The organism is Duganella sp. HH101 (assembly GCF_001758795.1).
In the GTDB taxonomy this organism is placed as follows: Bacteria; Pseudomonadota; Gammaproteobacteria; order Burkholderiales; family Burkholderiaceae_D; genus Rugamonas; species Rugamonas rivuli.
This window is the reverse complement of record NZ_LRON01000017.1, coordinates 122,095-141,638: the sequence shown is the minus strand read 5'-3', so window position 1 is coordinate 141,638 and position 19,544 is coordinate 122,095. Positions and strand designations below refer to the sequence as shown.

Here is a 19,544-nt window from a genome sequence, read left to right as displayed (position 1 = left end):
TCAGGCGCTGGCCAGATCGAACGGCAGCTTACGCAAACGCTTGCCGGTCAATTTGAACAACGCGTTGGCGAAGGCCGGCGCCAACGGCGGCAGGCCCGGTTCGCCCATGCCGGTCGGCGGGTCGTTCGACGGCACGATATGCACGTCGACCACCGGCATGTCCGTCATGCGCGCCACCGTGTAGTCGCTGAAGTTCTGCTGATCCACCACGCCGTCCTTCAGCGTGATGGCGGCGCCCGGCAAGGTCATGCCGAGCCCCATCAGCGCCGCGCCCTGGATCTGCGCTTCGATTGTCAGCGGATTGACCGGCTGGTTGCAATGCACGCCAGCCGTGACCTTGTGCAGCTTGGGCGTGCCGTTCTTCACGGACGCCACCACCACATAGGCGATCACGGTATTGAACGATTCATGCACCGCCACGCCCCACGCCTGACCTTTAGGTAAAGCCTTCTTGCCGTAGCCGGATTTGGCGACCGCGAGGTCCAGCGCGGCGATGTGGCGCTTGCCCTTCTCGCCCAGCAGCTTCTTGCGGTAGGCGACAGGATCCATCTTGGCCGCATGCGCGGCTTCGTCGATCAGCGTCTCCATCACGAAGGCGGTGTGGGTGGAACCGACTGAGCGCCACCACAGCACAGGCACGTTGGCCTTGACGCTGTGCGCGCTCAGGTTCAACGGCACGTCGTACGGATCGCCCATGCCTTCGACCATGGTCGAATCGATGCCGTCCTTGATCATCATCGGCTCGAACGGCGTGCCGGCGATGATGGACTGGCCGACGATGACGTGTTCCCACGCCACGATGTTGCCCTTGTCGTCCACGCCGATATCGGCGCGGTGCACATGCGATGGGCGATAGTAGCCGCCCTTGATGTCGTCCTCGCGGCTCCAGATCACCTTGATCGGCTCCGTCTTGCCGGCGGCCTTCCAGGCCTTGGCGATATGGACCGCTTCGACCAGGTAGTCCGACGTAGGCACGGCGCGGCGGCCGAAACCGCCGCCCGCCATCATCGTGTTCAACACCACCTGCTCCGGCTTCAGGCCGGCGGTGGCGGCGATGGCGCCCTGGTCCATCGTCTGGAACTGCGAGCCGGCCCACACCGTGCAGCCATCCGCGCGCAGGTCGACCACGCAGTTCAGCGGTTCCATCGGCGCGTGCGCCAGGTAAGGGAATTCATACACGGCGGAGATCTTCTTCGCCGCGCCGGCCAGCTTGGAGGTGTCCGCCTTGCGCACCGGCAGGCCGGGCTTCTGCGACAGCGCCTTGTACTCGGCCAGTTGCTTGTCGCTGCTGACTTTTTCAACGCCGCTGGTGTCCCAGTCGATGACCAGCGCTTCGCGGCCCATCTTGGCGGGCCAGTAGCCGTCGGCCACCACCACCACGCCGCTGCCGCCGCGATCGGTCTTCACTTCCATGACTTCGATCACGCCCTTGATCGCCTTGGCTTTCGACGCGTCGAACTTGGCGACCTTGGCGCCGAACACCGGCGGCCGCGCCACCACCGCGACCTTGCTGTTCGGCGCCTTGAAGTCCATGCCGAACTGCTGCTTGCCGGTCGATTTCAGCTTGGCGTCCAGCCGCTTCATCGGCTTGCCGATGAAGTTGAAGTCTTTCGGGTCTTTCAGCTTGACGGTGGCGGGCACCGGCTGCTTCATCGCCGCATCGGCCATCGCGCCGTAAGTGGCTTTCTGGCCTGCGGGGCCGATCAGCGTGCCCTTCGATGTCTTGACCTGGTCCGGCGCCACCTTCCACTCCTGGGCCGCAGCGCCGATCAGCATCGCGCGCGCCTTGGCGCCGATTTCGCGGTACTGGGTGTACGAGTGGGCGATGCTGCCCGAGCCGCCGGTGATCTGGATGCCGAACGCCGGATCCTTGTATTGGTCGCCGGCCGGCGCCAGCGCGCCGTTGACCTTGGACCAGTCGGCGTCCAGCTCTTCCGCGATCAGCATCGGCAGCGAGGTCTGCACACCCTGGCCGAATTCCAGCCGGTTGACCTGCACCGTCACGCTGTTGTCCGGCGCGATATGCAGGAAGGCGTTCGGTTCATACACCTTGGCGGGAGGCTGCTGCGCATTGGCGAAACGCCCCGCGCCCGGCATGAAGAAGCCCAGCACCAGGCCGCCGCCCGCCACCGCGCCGGCCTTCATGAATCCACGGCGCGACACGCCGTTGGCCGCATTCACACCCGCCGCCATCGCTTCCTGATTAAGCCATTCGATACGCATGACGTTCTCCTTTAGGCGATGGTTTTGGCTGCGTCTTTAATGGCTGCGCGGATGCGCTGGTACGTCCCGCATCGACAGATATTGCCGCTCATGGCGTTGTCGATGTCGGCGTCGGAGGGCGCCTTGTTGGTGCGCAGCAGAGCCGTCGCACTCATGATCTGGCCACTCTGGCAGTAGCCGCACTGGGGCACGTCCAGCTTGACCCAGGCCGCCTGCACGGCCTTGCCGACTTTATCGTTCTCCATCGCTTCGATGGTGGTGATCTTCTGGCCAACGGCCGCCGAAATCGGCGTGACGCACGAGCGGACAGGCTGGCCGCCCAGGTGGACGGTGCAAGCGCCGCACAGGGCGGCGCCGCAACCGAACTTGGTGCCGGTCATGTTCAGGTTATCGCGCAAAGTCCACAGGATGGGCGTTGAAGGATCGGCGTCAACCTGCATGTCTTTACCGTTGATATTCAATGTGATCATTCGACTCTCCTGTGGGGCGGTGGTGTGGGACGGCTACTGCTTGATCTTGGCGAGTTTTTCTTCAAGCGCCTTGGTGTCGATCGCGCCCGGCACGCGAGTGCCGTCGGCGAAGAAGATGGCCGGGGTGCCGGAGACGCCCAGCTTGTGGCCCAGTTCCACCACCTGCTCGTTCGGCGATTCGCAGTTCGCCGCCGCGACAGGGGCCGCTTTGTTGTTGAGCATCCAGTCATCCCAGGCCTTGCTGCGGTCCGGCGAGCACCAGATGTTCTTCGATTTGACGAAGGAATCGTCGGCCAGGATGTTGTACATGAAGGTATAGACCGTGATGTTGTCGGTTTCCTTCAGCGTGGTCTGGCGGAAGCGCTTGCAGTAGCCGCAGTTCGGATCCTCGAACACCGCGATCACGCGGCTGCCGTCGCCCTTGACGGTCTTGATGGCCTTGTCCAGCGGCAGATCGGAAAACTTGATCTTGTTGATCTCTTCCAGGCGTTCCTTGGTCAGGTCGGTGCTGGTGGTCAGGTTGAACACGTGGCCGGAGAACAGGTAGGTCCCGGTTTTGTCGGTGTAGAGAATCTCGCTGCCGATGCGGATTTCATACAGGCCGCCATACGGCGTTTCGCGCACCGAATCGACTTTGACGTTGGAACCCAGGCGCGGCTCGACCAGCTTCTTGATCGCATCCGTGGTCGGCGGGGTTTCCGCGCCCACGCAGGACGCCATCAGCGCCGACAACAACAGCAAAACGGTCTTACTCTTTCTCATGACATCTCCGATGACTACATTCGAACCCACTGGCGCGCTCACTTGCCCATCGCGTGGGAGATCAGGCGGCGCTTCAGCACAGGTAATTTATCCAGCAAGTTTAATCCCAAATTGCGAACCACGCGCAGCGGCTCCAGATCGGTTCCGAACAGGCGTTCCAGCCCGTCGGTGGCGATCTGCATCAGCAGCACGTCTTCCTTGCGGGCGCGCTCGTAGCGGGCCAGCACGCGCGTGTCGCCGATGCCGCGGTGTTCTTCGCACTCGCCCAGGGTCTTGACCAGCTGGGCGACGTCGGCGAAGCCGAGGTTCATGCCATGGCCGGCCAGCGGATGCACCACGTGGGCTGCGTCGCCCACCAGCGCCACGCGCGGCGCGCTCATGGCGTGCGGGCGGATCAGGCGCAGCGGGAAATCGCGCACCAGCTCCGGCTGCAGCGGCGTCAGCGCGCCCAGCCTCTCTGCGGCGTAGACGGCCAGGCGGTCGGCGATCTGCTGCGCCGATTCGGCGCGCAGCGTGTCGGCCAGCGCTTCCGGCGCGGACCACACCAGCGAAACCTGTTTGCCCGGCAGCGGCAGCAGCGCGACGATGCCCTCGGCGCCGGTGAACCACTGGCAGGCGGCGCCGTGGTGCGATTTCTCGCAGGCGAAGTTGGAGACCACGGCGCGCTGGCCGTAGCTGCGGTAATCGAGGCCGATGTCGCACTGGCCCCGCACCCAGGACTGGGCGCCGTCGGCGCCGACCACCAGCGCGGCCTTGATGCTGGAGCCGTCGTCCAGGTGCACGGTGGCGCTGTCGTCGTCGCGCAGCAAGCCGGTGGCGCGGCCTTCGACCACGCGCACGTTCTGTGCGAACTTGAGGGCGGCGTCCAGCGCCTGCCCGAGGTTGCAGTCTTCCATGATCCAGGCCAGCGTGCCGGTGTGGGCGCCGAAGGCGTCGAAGGCCAGGCCGCCGGCGTGGGGGCCGTCGCCGTGGACGATCATGGCGTCGACCGGCGCCACGCGGGCTTGATCCAGCGCATGCCAGACCTTCAGCGAGGACAGTAGATGGTGGGCGGTATGGTTCAGCGCATAGACCCGCGCATCCCAGCCGGGATCGGCGGCCGGCGCCGATGGGCGCGACGGCGGAGCAAGCAGGGTAACGCTGAAACCGGCCTGGGTCAGGCCCAGCGCGGCAGTCTTGGCGATAGCGCCATCGCCAACGATGCAGATATCACTCTCAATAACGCGCAGTGCGGCGGGGGAGGATGGAATAGTCATCCGATCATTATAGCGCCCTCCCCGCCAGCCGTTGCTTCGGCGCTTACTTCGAAAAGAATAGCAGCCTGCCATCGGCGGTGGTGGCGATCAGCTGGCCGTCGTGCCACAGCGGCGTGGCGACGAATGCGCCCAGCCGCTTCACGTGTTCGAGCGACTCCATCGCCGTCTGGGGGCCCTCGTACAAGCGCCTGGCGTCGAATTTGCCGGTGGCGCCGTCGAGCAGACGGAATTCGTCGGCCAGGCTTTCGGGCGTGCGCCACGACCATGCGGGCTTGCCGCCGGCCGCGTCCAGCGCGAACAGTTCGCCGCGCATGGTGGCGCCGATGACGGCATCCCCGGCCAGCACCGGCGTCGCATAGGTCCACACCTTGGTGTCGTGTTCATATGCGACCTGGCCCGTGCGCTTGTCGAGGGCGACCAGCAGATTGGTGTCCGAGGTGCCGAAGTACACCCGCCGGGCGTCCGCCACGGCCCCCGAGATAATCCACGAGCCCCGGCCCGGATAGCGCCATTTCAGCTTGCCGCTGGCCAGGTCCAGCGCGTAGAACCAGGCGTCGCGCGAGCCGATGAAGACCGTGTCGCCGTCGATCAGCGGCGGCGCCTGCACGCCGAAGTTGGTGCTGGTCTTTTGCTCTGTGTCGGTCTGGTAGCGCCACAGCGGGCCGCCGGTGGCGGCGTCCAGCGCGTAGACCGCGCCGTCCCAGCTGCCGAACACGATGGCCTTGCCCGCCACGGCGGGACGTGCGTGGATCATGCCGCCGCTCTTGAAGGCCCAGGCGACGGCGCCGGTCTTGGCGTCCAGCGCATACAGGCGCTCGTCGCTGCTGCCGAAGTACACCTTGCCGTCGTGGACCAGCGGCGATGACAGCCAGAAGTCCCACGGGTCGGCAGTCGCCGCCGCGCTTTTCGCCATACCGTATAAACCGTATGCCGAAAAGCGCGCCTCGCCCTGGGTGGCGAAGGTCCAGCGGCGCACGCCGGTCTGGGCGTCGACCGCATACAATTTGCCGTCGCGCGCCAGGAAGTAGACGATGCCGTCGGCGACCGCCGGGGTGGAGGCGATGCCGGCGCCAGCGTGGTGCAGCCATGCGAGCTTGCGGCTGGCCAGGTCGAAGGCGTACAGGTTGCCGTCCTCCGCGCCGATGAACAAGCGCCCCTGCGCGATCGCCGGGGTGGACACGGTTTGCGCGCGCAGCTCTATCGTCGCCCGCAGATGCAGCGGCGGCGGCTCGGCGGCCATCGCATGCAGTGCGGCCAGCAGGGCAAACATCGACATCAGAAATCGCATCATTCATCTCCTCCAGGTGGGCCAGCGGCGATTGTAGCGGCGCGGCGCCGGGCCAGGCTTCAGGCTTTCTATAGGCCGGCGCCGGACGCCGCTGCTATACTTGCCAAATGAATATCCTGCTCGTAGAAGATGACCTGGAGCTGGGCCGCGCCCTGCGCGCCGTGCTGCAGGACGACGGCTATACGACCATCTGGGTGCGGCTGGCGGCCGACGCCCGGCGCCAGCTGGATGGCGGCGCTTTCGCCGGCATCGTGCTGGACCTGAACCTGCCCGACGGCGACGGCATGGCGCTGATGGGCGGCCTGCGCGGCGCCGGCAGGCAGCTGCCCGTGGTGCTGATCACGGCGCGCGACAGCCTGGACGACCGCCTGTCCGGCTTTGCCGGCGGCGCCGACGACTATCTCGTCAAACCTTTCGACATGGCGGAACTGCTGGCCCGCCTGCGCGCCGTGCTGCGCCGCGCCCACCCGGAGGCGGCCGGCCGGGGGCTGTGGTCGCGCGCCGGCCTGTCGCTCGACGAACGGCGCCAGGCCGCCAGCTGCGACGGCTTCCCGCTGGCGCTCTCCCCCACCGAATTCAACCTGCTGCTGGCGCTGATGCAGGACGCCGACCGCGTGGTGACGCGCGGCGAGCTGGAAGACCGCGCACTGGCGGGCAGCGCCAGCGTGACGCTGGACGTGCACATGTCCAACCTGCGCAAGAAGATCGGCGAGCACCGCGTGCGCACGGTGCGCGGCGTCGGCTACATGCTCGCGCCATGACGGCGCAGCGGTCGCTGTTCCGCCGCCTGCTGGGCGGCTTCCTCGCCGTGATCATGCCGGTCTGGCTGGCCGTCGTCGGCATGGCGATCTACGAGAACACGGTGCTGCAGGCGCGCCACACGGCGGCGGAGAACCGCGGCTGGACGCGCCAGATCCTGCTCAACCTGCGCTCGGTGGCGCACGATCCGGCCGAAGTGGCGCGCGTGGCCACGCAGGTGGAAGCGCTGCGCGCCGACATGCTGCGCGAGGTGGACTACTGGCCCAAGCCGGTGATGCTGCAGGTTTGGCTGCATGGACAGCGCGTCTACCGCTCCGCTCCGGAGCTGCCGGGCGGGCGGCCGTTGCCGGCGCCGGGCGATCCGGCGCCGGGCACGGACTGGTCGACCGCCACCGCGACGGATGCGGCCAGCGGCGTCGTGGTGCGGCGCGACGCCATGCACGATACGAACTGGCTGCTGACCAGCTCCGGCGCCGCCTACTACCTGACTCCCTTGCTATACAGCCTGCCCTTCCTGGTGCTGCCTGCGTGGATCATGGTGCGGCGCGGCCTGCGGCCCGTGAAGGCGATGGTGGCGGACATCGAACGGCGTTCCGGCAGCGATCTGCAGCCGCTGCCGCCTTCCGGCTACCGCGAACTGGCGCCATTGGCCGCCTCCGTCAACGGCTTGATGCAGCGCCTGACGCAGCGCCTGGAGCGCGACCGCGAGTTCCTGTCCGATGCGGCGCACGAACTGAAAACGCCGCTGGCCGTCATCCGCGCCAATGCCCACCTGCTGCTCAATCATCGCCACCATCCCGACCGGCTGGAGGACGCGGACCAGGGCCTGCGCCAGGGCGTGGCCCGCGCCACGCACACGGTGCATCAGCTGCTCGCGCTGGAACGGGCCCGCAGCGACGCCGCCAACGGCGAGGCCCGGCCGATCGACCTGAGTCAGCTGCTGCGCGAGCGCCTCGCCCATGCGGCGCCGCTGGCGATCCAGCGGGCGGTGGAGATCGAGCTGGATGCGGAGGCGCCTTGCGTCATGCCGCTGCACCGCGAGAGCATCGTCGCGATGCTGGATAACCTGATCGACAACGCCATCAAGTATTCCCCGGACGGCGGGAGGATCGCGGTGACGCTGGCCGATGCGGACGGCGGGCCTCGGCTGGAAATCGCCGACCAGGGGCCGGGCGTCGCACCGGAGCTGCGCGGCAAAGTGTTCGAACGCTTTTACCGCATCCCCGGACAGAAGCAGGCCGGCAGCGGCCTGGGGCTGGCGATCGCCGAACGCGCGGCGGCCCGCAACGGCGCGCGCATCGCGCTGGAAGACGTCCGCGCAGGGCGCGGATTGCGCGTGATCGTGAGGTTTTCCGGGCCGTGACGGCGCGGCGGCAAAACAGGGTTGAAATCCGGGCCTTGCAATTCCGCTCAAGCCTGCTATAATTCTGCTCCTTGGCCTGGTAGCTCAGTTGGTAGAGCAGAGGATTGAAAATCCTTGTGTCGGTGGTTCGATTCCGCCCCGGGCCACCAAGAACAGTGTCAAAACAGAACGCCAACCCATGCAGGTTGGCGTTTTTGTTTTTGCGCACAGCTTTTCTGTCAGCTGGAGCAGAGGGTCGGCACACCCTGCGCGGTCATTGTGGCAACCATCCTATTTTCACCCCTATTTTCTTCGGCTTTACCATATTTAGGCCGGGGAAATCCGAAATTGGCTCAAAGTGGGAAAAATCGAAGAAAATAGGGCCGGAAATAGGGGTTTTGCTACAAGGAGCTGCGCCACCTACCCCATGTGCACACTCCCCAGTTACCCGGCCAAATAATCATGCCGGCTTTCGGAGCGCCGTTGCCGGCGTATCGAACCGCAAGCCCAGCACCAGCGGCACCATGATCGCGTAGACCACCACGGTCGACAGCCAGATCGCGCCCGGCCACTGCTCCCTGACGAGGAAGTAGAAACTGGAAAACGCCAGCGGGCAGATGATCGAGGCCAGGCTCACGGCCGACGCCAGCACGCCCTGGAACTGCCCCTGCTGGCTCTCATCGACCTGGCGCGTCGCCAGCGACTGCAACGCCGGCGCGCCGATGCCGCCGAGCGCGAACACCGGCATGATGGCGAAGATCATCCAGCCCTGCGTGGCGAACGCCATCACCACCAGCGCGACGCATGCGCCGGCCACCCCCGTCAGGATGGTCGCGCGCTCGCCCAGCAGCCTGACCGCCGGGCCGGGAAGAAAGGCCTGGGCCAGCGTCTGGCAGACGCCGAACGCGCCCAGCGACAGGCCTATCCCCAGGCCGCTCCAGTGGAACGTATCGCTGCCCCACAGCGCCCAGCAGGTGCCGTAGACCTCGCCGGTGGCGCTGAAGATGAAGAAGATGGCGGTGATCGGCAGCAGGCTCTTGACCGACAACACCCAGCGCAGCGGCCGCAGCGGGTTCAAGGACGCCAGGTCGATCTTCTCCCGGCTCGGCGTGCGCGATTCCGGCAGCAGGAAGAAGGCCAGCAGCAGGTTGCAGCCGTTCAGCACGGCCGCCGCGATGAAGGGCAGGCGCAAGCCGTAGTCGCCCAGCGCGCCGCCCAGCACCGGGCCGACGATGAAGCCAATGCCGAACATGGCGTTGAACAGGCCGAAGCGGCGCGCGCGTTTGTCCTCGGGCGAGATATCGGTGAGGTAGGCGGTCGCCACCGACAGGTTGGCGCTGGTCACGCCGGCGATGGCGCGCCCCAGCAGCAGCATCCACAGGCTGTCCGCCGACGCCAGGAACACATAGTTGACGGCCGCGCCGGCCAGCGACACCAGCAGCACCGGCCGGCGGCCCAGCCGGTCGCTCAGCGAACCGAGCACCGGTGCGCAGACGAACTGCATCAGCGCGTACAGCGCGGTCAGGATGCCGATGTAGGACGCCACATTGTCGGCATGGGTAACGTCGCGCAGCAGCGCCGGCAGGATGGGAAAGATCAGGCCGATGCCCACGGCGTCCAGCACGATGGTGGCGAAGATGATGAAAAGCGGTTTATTCATATAATTGTACTCGGAACCAATATGTACTCAGTACATATAGTGTAGCTGCAACGGCAAGGGACAGCAACCGTTTTTGCCGAATATCGGTATACTCAGTACATAAATCATGATTCCAAGGCCCCATGTCGACGCCCACCGACCTTCGCACCCGCAAACGCCTCGCCACCCGGCAAAGCATCTCCGACGCCGCCACCCTGCTGTTCTTCGAGCGCGGCTTCGATCAGGTGACGGTGGACCAGATCGCCGCCGCCGCCGACGTCGGGCGGATGACCGTGTTCAACCACTTCCCGCGCAAGGAAGACATGTTCTTCGACCGCGAGGAAGAAGGACGCGAGCTGTTGCGGCAGGCATTGCTGCAGCGCGAAGCCGGCGTCGCGCCGGTCGAGACGCTGCGCCGGCTCGCCCACCGGCTGGCGGTACGCAGTCCTTACCTCAGCTTCACCCCCAAGGGCCGGGCCTACATGGAAGCGATAGCCGGCAGCGAAGCGCTCAAGGCCAGGGCCAGGGCGATCGGCGACGAGCTGGCGCAGGCGGTCGCGGCGGCAATGTGCGAGAGCGTGGGGCGGCCGCCCGACGATGCCGACGCCAGGCTGGCGGCCGCGCTGCTGCTGGCCACCTGGCGGGTGGCCTTCAACCAGGCGCACCAGGCTTTCCGCCAGCACGGCGATGCCGGGCAGGCGAAGGCCGATTTTCTCGCCCTGATAGAGCAAGGCACCCGCGGCCTGCAGGCGGCCATGGCGGGCACGCCCTACGTCTGATACTTTTATAGCAAATATATCTTGCGTCGCTGTCATATGTCAGATATTGTTGACACGTGATATCCAACCACTACTTTTAAAAGAAGGTGACAGCATGCACAGTCTCAGCAAAAAAGCCCGGATCGCAGGTTTGTTCTACCTGCTGGTGATCCTGATCGCGCCATTGCGCCTGGTCTACATCCCCAGCAAGCTATTCGTCGACGGCAATGCCGCGGCGACGATCGACAACATCGCCGCGCATGAGATGCTGTTCCGCCTGGGCATAGCCGGCGACCTGATCACCGCCGCCGTCAGCCTGGTGCTGACCTTCACGCTGTACCGGCTGTTCAAGGAAGTGAACAAGAGCTGGGCCCTGCTGATGCTGATGCTCGGCTTCATGGACACGCCGCTGTACTTCTTCAATTCGCTCAACGACATGGCCACGCTGATCCTGGTGCAGGGCCCGGACTTCCTGTCCGCCTTCGACCAGGCCCAGCGCACCGGCCTGGCCACGCTGTTCCTGAAGATGCACAACCTGATGACGTTCGCGTCGGAGATTTTCTGGGGCCTGTGGCTGTTCCCGCTGGCGGTGCTGGTGTACCGCAGCGGTTTCCTGCCGCGCTTCCTGGCGGTGTGGCTGACCATCAACGGCGTCGCCTACCTGGCGCTGAGCGGCGCCGGCCTGCTGCGTCCGGAGTACAACGACCTGGTCGCCGGCCTGGCCTTCCCCTGCCAGCTGGGCGAGGTGGCCTTCGCGCTGTGGATACTGGTGCTGGGCGCGAAGCAGCGCAAGCGCGCCGCCCCGGCCATGCCGCTGGCCGCTTAAGGCAAGCCGGCCGGCCGCAGGCGCGGGAAGCTGACGGAGAACACCGTGCCGTCGGTCGCATCGGACGTCACCGTGATCTGCCCGCCGTGCGCCGCCGTGGTCTCGTGGGCGATGAACAGGCCCAGGCCCAGGCTGGTCTTCGGCCTGGCGTCGGCCTCGCTGTCGGGGTTGAGCTGGACCAGCGGCTGGAAGATGGTCTTCAGCGATTGCGGCGGGATCACCGCGCCGAAGTTGCGGATGCCGAGGGTGATCGCCTCCGGCCCGCCCTGCGCCTCCAGCGTGACGTCGTAGCCCCTGGCGCTGTACTGGGCGGCGTTGATCAGCAAGTTGGTGACGAGTTGCTGCAGGCGGACGGCGTCGAACGCGCCCACCAGGTCGCCGGCCTTGCGAAACACGATGGTGGCGCCGGGATACATCGCCCGCGCGTCGGCCACGGCGGCGCCGCAGACCTCGCCCGCATCGAGCATGGCCCGCGTGGTCGGCATGCCGGCGCCCATCTGCACGCTGGTAAATCCCGACAAGTCCGTGACCATGGCGCCCATCATCATCGCACTGCGCTTGACGCGCTTGCCCAGCGTCGCCAGCTGGTCGACGGGGAAGTCCGGCCGCGCCAGCAGGTCGCCCGCCAGCGAGACGGTGGCCAGCGGCGCCCGCAGGTCGTGGCCCAGCACCGCCAGGAACAGGTCGCGCGTGCGGTCGGCCCGCGCCGAGTAGGTGACGATCGATTCGGCCAGCGCCTGGTCGATCGCCTCGTTGAAGCGAACCATTTCCTGCATCGTCGTTTCCGACATCTGCTGCACGCGCGGCAGCCAGCGGCGCAGCACGGTGGCCCGCAGCGCCCGGAACTCCGAACTCAGCTGCAACAGCGAAAAATTGCTGGCCTGGCGCAGCCGGCCGTGGATGGCCGCCGCGCTTTCCTGCCCTTCGTCGTCGTCCTCGTCGCCCTGCGACTTTTCAAACTGTTCTTGCTGGCTTTGGTGGGTTTCGATATCGGTGGCGATGGCGCACAGGATGGCCTCGGCATGGTCGGTCAAAGCCAGGTCGGTCATCGCGCCGCCGGCCGGAGCGGCCTTATTGGCGAACGCCGTCCATTCTTCGAGGATCCCCGTCATGTCGGAGCGTATAAAAGCGGAGAGACTCATGCCAGGCACCATGTAAATGCCGCGCCACCGCAGCCCCCCACAGTAACACAGTCAGCACCGCCAGCCCGGTCTCACCGGCCAGGGGCCGCACCTTGACTTGGATCAATGAAACAATTGATCTCGCTCAGTACACTCAATTCACGTTATATTTGCTTCACCGCCCGCTCCGACCGCCCCCCATGGAAACCCACTATCTCACGCCGCTGTTTTCGCCCCAGTCCCTCGTGGTCTTCGCCGGCAAGGCCGACCAGCCCGAACAACAGACCTGCTACGGCCGCGGCATCCGCGCCCAGCTGGAGCAAGGCGGCTTCCCCGGCCCTGTCACCTTCCTCGACGTCGGCATGAGCGGCACGCTGTCCGACCTGGCCCATTCGCGCGCCGACCTGGCGGTGATCGCCCTGCCCAACGACGAATTGAGCTTCGCGCTGGAAGTGGCCGGCCGCATCCAGTGCCGGGCGGCGCTGATCCTGTCGGCCGGCGTCGACGGCGCGCTGGCCGGCGAGCTGCACGCCATCGCCCGCAAGCACGGCATCCACCTGCTGGGCCCCAACTGCCTGGGCTACCAGCGCCCGCGCCTGCACATCAACGCCAGCGTCGCCGGCCCGCTGGCGCAGCCGGGCAGCCTGGCGCTGATCTCGCAGTCGGGCGCGCTGACCACCGCCATCCTCGACTGGGCCAGCCAGAACGCGGTGGGCTTTTCCACCGTGGTCTCGCTGGGCGCCAACACCGCCGTCGACCTGGCGCAGACGCTGGACTTCCTGGCCACCGATCCGGCCACGCACAGCATCGTCATCTACATGGAAGGCTTGACCGACGCCCGCCGCTTCCTGTCGGCGCTGCGCGGCGCCGCCAACACCAAGCCGGTGGTGGTGCTCAAGGCCGGCAACGCGGCGGCCGCCTCGCAGGCGGCGCTGACCCACTCCGGCGCCATCGTCGCCAGCGACGAGGTGTTCGACGCCGCGCTGCGCCGCACCGGCGCGGTGCGGGTGTCGTCCTTCGTGCAGCTGTTCTCGGCGGCCAAATGCCTGGCCTCGCGCTACCGTCCGGTCGGGCCGCGGCTGGCGGTCGTCACCAACGGCGGCGGCCCCGGCGTGCTGGCGGCCGACTGGATCGACCACCTGGGCCTGCAACTGGCGACGCTGTCGGCCGCCGCCGCGCAGGCGCTGGCGCCCGAACTGCCGCCGCACGCCAGCCTGGCCCAGTTGATCGACCTGTCCGAGGAAGCCGGCGCAGAGGCCTTCAGCGCGGCGGTCCAGGCCTGCGGGCGCGACAGCCAGGTGGACGGCATCCTGGTGATCTACTCGCCCAAGCTGGGCGGCGATCCGGCCGCCGTGGCGCGCGCCGTCAGCGCCCTCAACGCCGGCCTCGGCAAGCCGCTCTTGACCTGCTGGATGGGCGACCGCCAAGTGGCCGAGGCGCGCCAGCTGATCAACGCCGCCGGCCTGGCCACCTTCCGCACGCCGGAAGCGGCGGTCGACGGCTTTTCCAACATCGCCTCGTTCTACCAGAACCAGCAGCTGCTGCACCAGACGCCGCCGCCGCTGTCGCAGCTGGCCCAGCCCGACCTGGACGGCGCCCGCCTGCTGGTCGAGGGCGTGCTGGCCGAGCGCCGCAAGGTGCTCACCGAAATGGAATCGAAGGCGCTGCTGGCGGCCTTCCACATTCCGATCACGCACACCATCCTGGCGCGCAGCGCCGCCGAGGCGATGCTGATCGCCAGCCAGCTGGGCTACCCGGTGGCGCTGAAGATCGACTCGCCCGACATCGCCCACAAGTCCGACGTGCAGGGCGTGGTGCTCGACCTGGCCAACGCCGCCGCCGTGCGCGACGCCTACGGCGACATGATGGCCACCGTGCGCCGCCTGCTGCCGGACGCCCGCATCAACGGCGTGACGGTGCAGAAGATGGCCGGCAAGCGCCACGGCCGCGAGCTGTACATCGGCGTCGTCACCGACCGCCTGTTCGGCCCGGCGATCAGCTTCGGCGCCGGCGGCACCATGATCGAGCTGATCGCCGACCGCGCGGTCGAGCTGCCGCCGCTGAACCAGTTCCTGGCGCAGCGCCTGATCGGCCGGGTGCGCTCGGCCGCCACGCTGGGCGAATGGCGCGGCGCGCCGCCGGCCCAGCGCGAGGCGGTCGAGCAGATGCTGCTGCGCGTGTCGGAGATGGTGTGCGCGCTGCCGCAGCTGCGCGAGATGGACATCAACCCGCTGATCGTCGACGAGCACGGCGCGCTGGCGGTCGACGCCCGCATCGTGGTCGACGCCGCGCCGCCGTCGACGCACGGCTACGAGCACCTGGCGATCCTGCCCTACCCGTCGCGCTACACCCAGGAGTGGCCGATGCGCGGCGGCGGCCAGTACACGCTGCGCCCGGTGCAGCCGGACGACGCCTCGATGCTGCAGGCGCTGGTGCGCGGGCTGTCGGAAAAATCGCGCTACTACCGCTTCGCCTCCTCGCTGCGCGAGCTGTCGGTGCCGATGCTGGCGCGCTACACGCTGATCGACTACGACCGCGAGATGGCGCTGGTGGCCGTGCTGACGCAGCGCGCGCCGGGGCCGGACGGCGAGTTCGTCGAGACCGACAGCATCATCGGCGTGTCGCGCTATATCGCCAACCCCGACCGCAGCAGCTGCGAATTCTCGCTGCTGGTGGACGACCGCTACAGCGGCCAGGGACTGGGCCCGCGGCTGATGCTGGGCATCATGGACGTGGCGCGCGACAAGGGCTTGAGCGAGATCGACGGCCTGGTGCTGTGCAAGAACAGCGGCATGCTCAAGCTGATGGCCAGCCTGGGCTTCCAGATCCGCCCCTACGAGGACGATCCCGACTTCCGGCTGTGCAGCAAGACGCTGTGACGGCTGGCGCAGGCGGGATTTTTTGATATAGGACAAGGAAATGCGGCGGCGTCCTGGCTAGACTGCCTGGATTTTTCCCGCCGCCATGCTCCACGCCCCCGAACTCCTCCTCCCCGCCGGCTCGCTGGCCAAGATGCACGCCGCCTTCGATTTCGGCGCCGACGCCGTCTACGCCGGCCAGCCGCGCTACAGCCTGCGCGTGCGCAACAACGACTTCTCCACGCTGCAAACGCTGCAGCAGGGCATAGACGGCGCCCACGCGCGCGGCAAGCAATTCTTCGTCGCCTCCAACATCTTCGCCCACAACGCCAAGCTCAAGACCTATCTGCGCGACATGGCGCCGGTGATCGCCATGCTGCCCGACGCGCTGATCATGGCCGATCCCGGCCTGATCATGATGGTGCGCGACCAGTGGCCCGACATGCCGGTCCACCTGTCGGTGCAGGCCAACGCCGTCAACTGGGCCGACGTCAAGTTCTGGCACCGCATGGGGTTGACGCGGGTGATCCTGTCGCGCGAACTGTCGCTCGACGAGATCGAGGAAATCCGCCAGCGCTGCCCGGAGATGGAACTGGAAGTGTTCGTGCACGGCGCGCTGTGCATCGCCTACTCGGGCCGCTGCCTGCTGTCGGGCTACTTCAATCATCGCGATCCCAACCAGGGCACGTGCACCAATTCCTGCCGCTGGGACTACAAGGTGCGGCAGGCCGGCGAAGACGCCAGCGGCGACCTCGGCGCGATGCAGCCCATCCCGCTGCGCTTCGAACAGGCGCTGGAGCAGGCCGGGCAGCCATGGTCGGCGCTGCACCAGCAGCCGCGCCACCCGCTGGCCGACCAGCCCTACCTGATCGAGGAGACCGGACGGCCGGGGCAGCTGATGCCGATCCTGGAGGACGAGCACGGCACCTACATCATGAATTCCAAGGACTTGCGCGCCGTCGAGCACATCGAGCGGCTGGTGAAGATAGGCGTCACCTCGCTCAAGGTCGAGGGCCGCACCAAATCGCTGTACTACGCGGCGCGCACGGCCCAGGTCTACCGCCAGGCCATCGACGACGCCGTCGCCGGCCGGCCGTTCGACATCGGCCTGCTGGGCCAGTTGCAGGGCCTGGCCAACCGCGGCTACACCGACGGCTTCTACCAGCGCCACCACACGCAGGCGCACCAGAACTATATGCGTGGCGCCTCGGAGGCCGAGCGCAGCCAGTACGTCGGCGACGTGCTGGGCGTGCAGGACGGCTGGGCGCGGGTCGAGGTCAAGAACCGCTTCGCCGTCGGCGACCGCATCGAGGCGATCCACCCCGGCGGCAACCGCGACCTGACGCTGGCGCGCATGCGCGCCGACGACGGCAGCGACATCGCGGTGGCGCCGGGCAGCGGCCACTTCGTGCACATCGAACTCGATCCGGCCCTGGACGGCGCGCTGCTGGCGCGCTACCTGTAGCGGCGCCGCCCGTACGTTGCCGGCCCCTTGCCGGCCCGTTGCCGGCCCTTGTCGGCCCGTTGGCGGCCCGCTAGCGCCCGTGCCAGTTCAGGCGGCGCTGCTGGTAGGCCGCCAGCCAGCCGGCGTTCTCGTCCAGCACGGCCTTGCCCAAGGCGAACGCGAGGTCGCGCGCGTGGTGCTCTTTTTCCGCGTTCGAACAGGGCGCGCCTTCGCTGCGCAGCAGCTCGGCGTCGGCGCGGCCGTACAGCTTGTGCAGCTGCTCGGCCTGGGCCGCCGTCTCGCCGTGGCCCATCTTGGTGGCCAGCGACAGCCAGGCGGCGCCGACGCCGGTCGCCAGCTTCATGCCCGCCAGCAGCAGGATCAGCGGCAGCATGTGGCTGCGGCCGAACACCAGCGTGGTCGCCAGCGCCGCCAGCGACATCATCAGCGCGCTGAGCAGCATGTTGTTGCCGAACGCGACAGCGCGCGCGTGCTGGCGCCGCCGCCAGCGGTTGCCGGCGCCGCTCAGGTAGGCGCGCTGGTCGTCGATCCAGCCGCGCAGCACGCCGCGCGCCGCCAGGCCCGGCACCGGCGGCGCCACCAGGCAGGCGTCCAGCGCATGGCGCACCCAGCCCATGCCGCCGCCGGCGCGCTGCGCGCAGTGGTCTGTCACCAGCGCGGCCTCGCCGGCGCACAGCCAGTACATCTGGCAGCGCAAGCCTTCGGCCAGCGCGCGGTAGTCCAGGTAGGCATTGCGCCGGCGCGACAGCGCCACCCACAGATAGGTGCCGACCGCGCACATCGCGCCCGAGGTGAACACCACCGACTCCACCAGTTCGCCGTGGGTGCCGCTGGTCAGCCGCAGCGTCGGCGCGGCCGAGGCCATGATCACCGCCAGCGCCATGAAGCGCCAGCGATAGCGCCACCAGCGCTTGGCGCGCTCGGCCTGCACGTCGGCCACGCGAAACGCTTGCAGCAGCGGCGCCAGGCCGGGGCGCTGGGCGGCCGGCAACGCCGCCGCCCCGCCCTGCCCCAGGCTGCCCAGGAAAGCGCCGCCGCTGGCCTCCAGGCTGGCGGCGTAGCGCTGCGCGGCGCCGGCGTCGCCCGCCAGCAGCGCCTGCCGGTGCAGGCGGTTGAGCAGGTCGATCTCGCGGCCGGCGGCGTGCGTCCGGTACAGCACGGCCAGCGCCGGCGCATCGAGCGTGCGCTGCAAGCGGGTTTCGGTGTGCGCCACGGCGTCGCACCAGGCGCGGTGCTCGGCCCAGCGTTCGCAGGCGCGGATCGGCGCGCGCAGCCAGGAGCGCAGCGTGGGCGCCAGCACGCCGGGCCACTCCGGCTGCGGCGCCATCCAGTGCGCCACGGCCTCGCCGTCCCGCCCGCCGGCGCGCAGCAGCCGCGCGCCGCCCGCCGCCGAGGCGGCAGGCAAGCGGTCCGACGACGACTGGGCGCGGCGGCTGTACAGATGCAGCAGGTTGCCGCGCGCCGGCTCGGCAAAGCGGCGGCGGCTGCGCCGGTGCGGATCGCGTTCGACGCCGTGCAGCAGCGCGTGCACCAGGTCCAGCGTGCCGCCGGGCAGGCGCGGAAACTGCTCGCCGCCGCTCTGCCCATCCCACACGGCCAGCAGCAGCTGCGCATGGATGCCGAGGTAGCGCGTCAGCTGCGCATACGCCGCCTCGGCCCGCGTCATCGGCGTGCCCAGCAGCGCGGCCGGGGGCGCCGGCGGTATCACGAACACCTTGCCGGCGCAGGCGCTGTAGCGCTGGAAGCGCGCGGCAAAGGCCAGCCGCGCGGCCTCGAAGCCGGCCGGATCGCGCCGCGCCCCGGCCTCGCCGCCGGCCTGCTCGCGGCAGTAGTCATCGAACGGCATCGGCAGCGCCACCACCAGCTCGATGCGGCGCCCGCCCTCGCCCTCGCGGGCGGCGCAGGCGCGCTGCAGGGCCAGCACCTGTTCGGCGAACAGCTGGTCGGCGCCGTCGGCCAGCGCCGACAGGAAATGGATGGGGGTGTGCGGCAGCGCCGCCGCGATCAATTCGATCGACTGGTACAGCTGGGCGGCCACCGCCGGCACGTCGTCCGGATGCAGGTCGCGGTGGCCGGAGACCGCCACCACGAAGGGCAGCGCGTAGGACGGCGGTGCATCGTCAGCCGGCGGCATGGCAGCGGGCGAGGAAGCGCTGGCGTTCGGCGGCGTTATCGATTTCCTGCGCCAGCGCCGCCACCAGCTGGTGGCGCGACGGCGCGGCCAGCATCGCCCGCCGCACCAGATGGCTGGCGATCGGCCCCAGCTCCTGCGCCAGCGCGCGCTCGATCGCCGCCAGCGCGTCCGGCGCGATGGCGGCGGCCGGCGCCGGCGCGCTGGCCGGTACCGATGCAGCGGCAACCTGCGGCAAGCGTTCCAGCAGCATCGCCACGCAGTGGCACAGTTCGTCCAGGTGTTGCTCCAGATCGCCGGTGATGGCGTCGAGCCAGTGCTGGGTGCTGATGAAGTACTCCAGGCTCTTCGACAGCGGCACGTTCTCGATGCGGAACGGCAGCACCATCAAGCCCTTGTTGACCGCGCGCTCGACCTCGCGCCGCACCTGCGGCGAATTGTTGGCGCTGGCCGAAAAGATCAGCACCAGCATCTTGGCCTGGTCCATCGCGTCGATGATGGATTCGGCCCAGTCGTCGCCGGGACGGATGTCGCGCGGCGCCACCCAGCAGCGGATGTCGGCCGCCTCCAGCCGATGGCAGATGGCGTCGGCAAACACCTTGTCGACGTGGGAATGGCTGAGGAAAACGTCGACACCCATCGCGCG

The 19,544-nt window shown here is 68.2% G+C and carries 15 protein-coding genes and 1 tRNA gene; 7 read left to right on the top strand and 9 right to left on the bottom strand.

All coding sequences use genetic code 11. The features are described from left to right. Genes DUGA2_RS23725 through DUGA2_RS23705 form a run of 5 tightly spaced genes read right to left on the bottom strand, consistent with a single transcriptional unit; the run spans window position 1 to window position 6,002 of the window. Window positions 1-2,223: a xanthine dehydrogenase family protein molybdopterin-binding subunit gene (locus tag DUGA2_RS23725; protein WP_070271893.1), complete on the bottom strand. Its 2,223-nt coding sequence runs from the start codon at window positions 2,221-2,223 to the stop codon at window positions 1-3. 11 nt (window positions 2,224-2,234) lie between these two features. Then, window positions 2,235-2,693 carry a (2Fe-2S)-binding protein gene (locus tag DUGA2_RS23720; protein ID WP_070271891.1) on the bottom strand — a complete coding sequence of 153 codons (459 nt, stop codon included), beginning with the start codon at window positions 2,691-2,693 and terminating at the stop codon, window positions 2,235-2,237. A 33-nt stretch (window positions 2,694-2,726) separates the two neighbouring features. After that, window positions 2,727-3,455, bottom strand: a complete 729-nt coding sequence (locus DUGA2_RS23715) for a DsbC family protein (protein WP_070271890.1) — start codon at window positions 3,453-3,455, stop codon at window positions 2,727-2,729. Window positions 3,456-3,493: 38 nt separating this feature from the next. Continuing rightward, window positions 3,494-4,711, bottom strand: a complete 1,218-nt coding sequence (locus tag DUGA2_RS23710) for an FAD-dependent monooxygenase (protein ID WP_070271887.1) — start codon at window positions 4,709-4,711, stop codon at window positions 3,494-3,496. Between the two features lie 43 nt (window positions 4,712-4,754). Beyond that, on the bottom strand, window positions 4,755-6,002 hold the full coding sequence (locus DUGA2_RS23705) for a PQQ-binding-like beta-propeller repeat protein (protein ID WP_070271884.1): 1,248 nt from the start codon (window positions 6,000-6,002) through the stop codon (window positions 4,755-4,757). Between the two features lie 104 nt (window positions 6,003-6,106). On the opposite strand from DUGA2_RS23705, the gene DUGA2_RS23700 reads away from it, so the two are divergent. The 3 genes from DUGA2_RS23700 to DUGA2_RS23690 all read left to right on the top strand — a co-directional run bounded on the left by DUGA2_RS23700 (window position 6,107) and on the right by DUGA2_RS23690 (window position 8,270). After that, a complete protein-coding gene (locus tag DUGA2_RS23700) occupies window positions 6,107-6,760 on the top strand; it encodes a response regulator transcription factor (protein ID WP_070271882.1) in 654 nt (217 codons plus the stop codon). Continuing rightward, window positions 6,757-8,121 carry an ATP-binding protein gene (locus tag DUGA2_RS23695; RefSeq protein WP_070271880.1) on the top strand — a complete coding sequence of 455 codons (1,365 nt, stop codon included), beginning with the start codon at window positions 6,757-6,759 and terminating at the stop codon, window positions 8,119-8,121. Before DUGA2_RS23700 ends, DUGA2_RS23695 begins: the two co-directional genes overlap by 4 nt. Before the next feature lie 73 nt (window positions 8,122-8,194). Then, window positions 8,195-8,270, top strand: a tRNA-Phe gene (locus DUGA2_RS23690). 290 nt (window positions 8,271-8,560) lie between these two features. Here the strand turns inward: DUGA2_RS23690 and DUGA2_RS23685 are convergent. Further along, a complete protein-coding gene (locus tag DUGA2_RS23685; RefSeq protein WP_070271878.1) occupies window positions 8,561-9,760 on the bottom strand; it encodes a TCR/Tet family MFS transporter in 1,200 nt (399 codons plus the stop codon). Window positions 9,761-9,882: 122 nt separating this feature from the next. On the opposite strand from DUGA2_RS23685, the gene DUGA2_RS23680 reads away from it, so the two are divergent. Together DUGA2_RS23680 and DUGA2_RS23675 are read left to right on the top strand one after the other, a co-directional pair. Continuing rightward, window positions 9,883-10,518 carry a TetR/AcrR family transcriptional regulator gene (locus tag DUGA2_RS23680; RefSeq protein ID WP_070271876.1) on the top strand — a complete coding sequence of 212 codons (636 nt, stop codon included), beginning with the start codon at window positions 9,883-9,885 and terminating at the stop codon, window positions 10,516-10,518. 94 nt (window positions 10,519-10,612) lie between these two features. After that, window positions 10,613-11,323, top strand: coding sequence for a DUF4386 domain-containing protein (locus DUGA2_RS23675; RefSeq protein WP_070271873.1), 711 nt, complete (start codon window positions 10,613-10,615; stop codon window positions 11,321-11,323). Here the strand turns inward: DUGA2_RS23675 and DUGA2_RS23670 are convergent. Continuing rightward, window positions 11,320-12,435, bottom strand: coding sequence for a sensor histidine kinase KdpD (locus DUGA2_RS23670; protein WP_229214762.1), 1,116 nt, complete (start codon window positions 12,433-12,435; stop codon window positions 11,320-11,322). The two genes, DUGA2_RS23675 and DUGA2_RS23670, sit on opposite strands and share 4 nt — an antisense overlap. A 209-nt stretch (window positions 12,436-12,644) precedes the next feature. On the opposite strand from DUGA2_RS23670, the gene DUGA2_RS23665 reads away from it, so the two are divergent. Then, window positions 12,645-15,323: a bifunctional acetate--CoA ligase family protein/GNAT family N-acetyltransferase gene (locus DUGA2_RS23665; protein ID WP_070271871.1), complete on the top strand. Its 2,679-nt coding sequence runs from the start codon at window positions 12,645-12,647 to the stop codon at window positions 15,321-15,323. 85 nt (window positions 15,324-15,408) lie between these two features. Beyond that, window positions 15,409-16,767, top strand: coding sequence for a tRNA 5-hydroxyuridine modification protein YegQ (gene yegQ / locus DUGA2_RS23660; protein ID WP_070271869.1), 1,359 nt, complete (start codon window positions 15,409-15,411; stop codon window positions 16,765-16,767). 70 nt (window positions 16,768-16,837) lie between these two features. On the opposite strand, the gene DUGA2_RS23655 is transcribed toward yegQ, so the two are convergent. Together DUGA2_RS23655 and DUGA2_RS23650 are read right to left on the bottom strand one after the other, a co-directional pair. Beyond that, window positions 16,838-18,901 (bottom strand): hypothetical protein, encoded by a 2,064-nt coding sequence (locus DUGA2_RS23655; protein ID WP_070271868.1) that lies wholly within the window; start codon window positions 18,899-18,901, stop codon window positions 16,838-16,840. Beyond that, window positions 18,888-19,538, bottom strand: a complete 651-nt coding sequence (locus tag DUGA2_RS23650) for a toll/interleukin-1 receptor domain-containing protein (RefSeq protein WP_070271866.1) — start codon at window positions 19,536-19,538, stop codon at window positions 18,888-18,890. The genes DUGA2_RS23655 and DUGA2_RS23650 overlap by 14 nt, the downstream gene beginning before the upstream one ends. Between the last annotated feature and the right edge of the window lie 6 nt (window positions 19,539-19,544).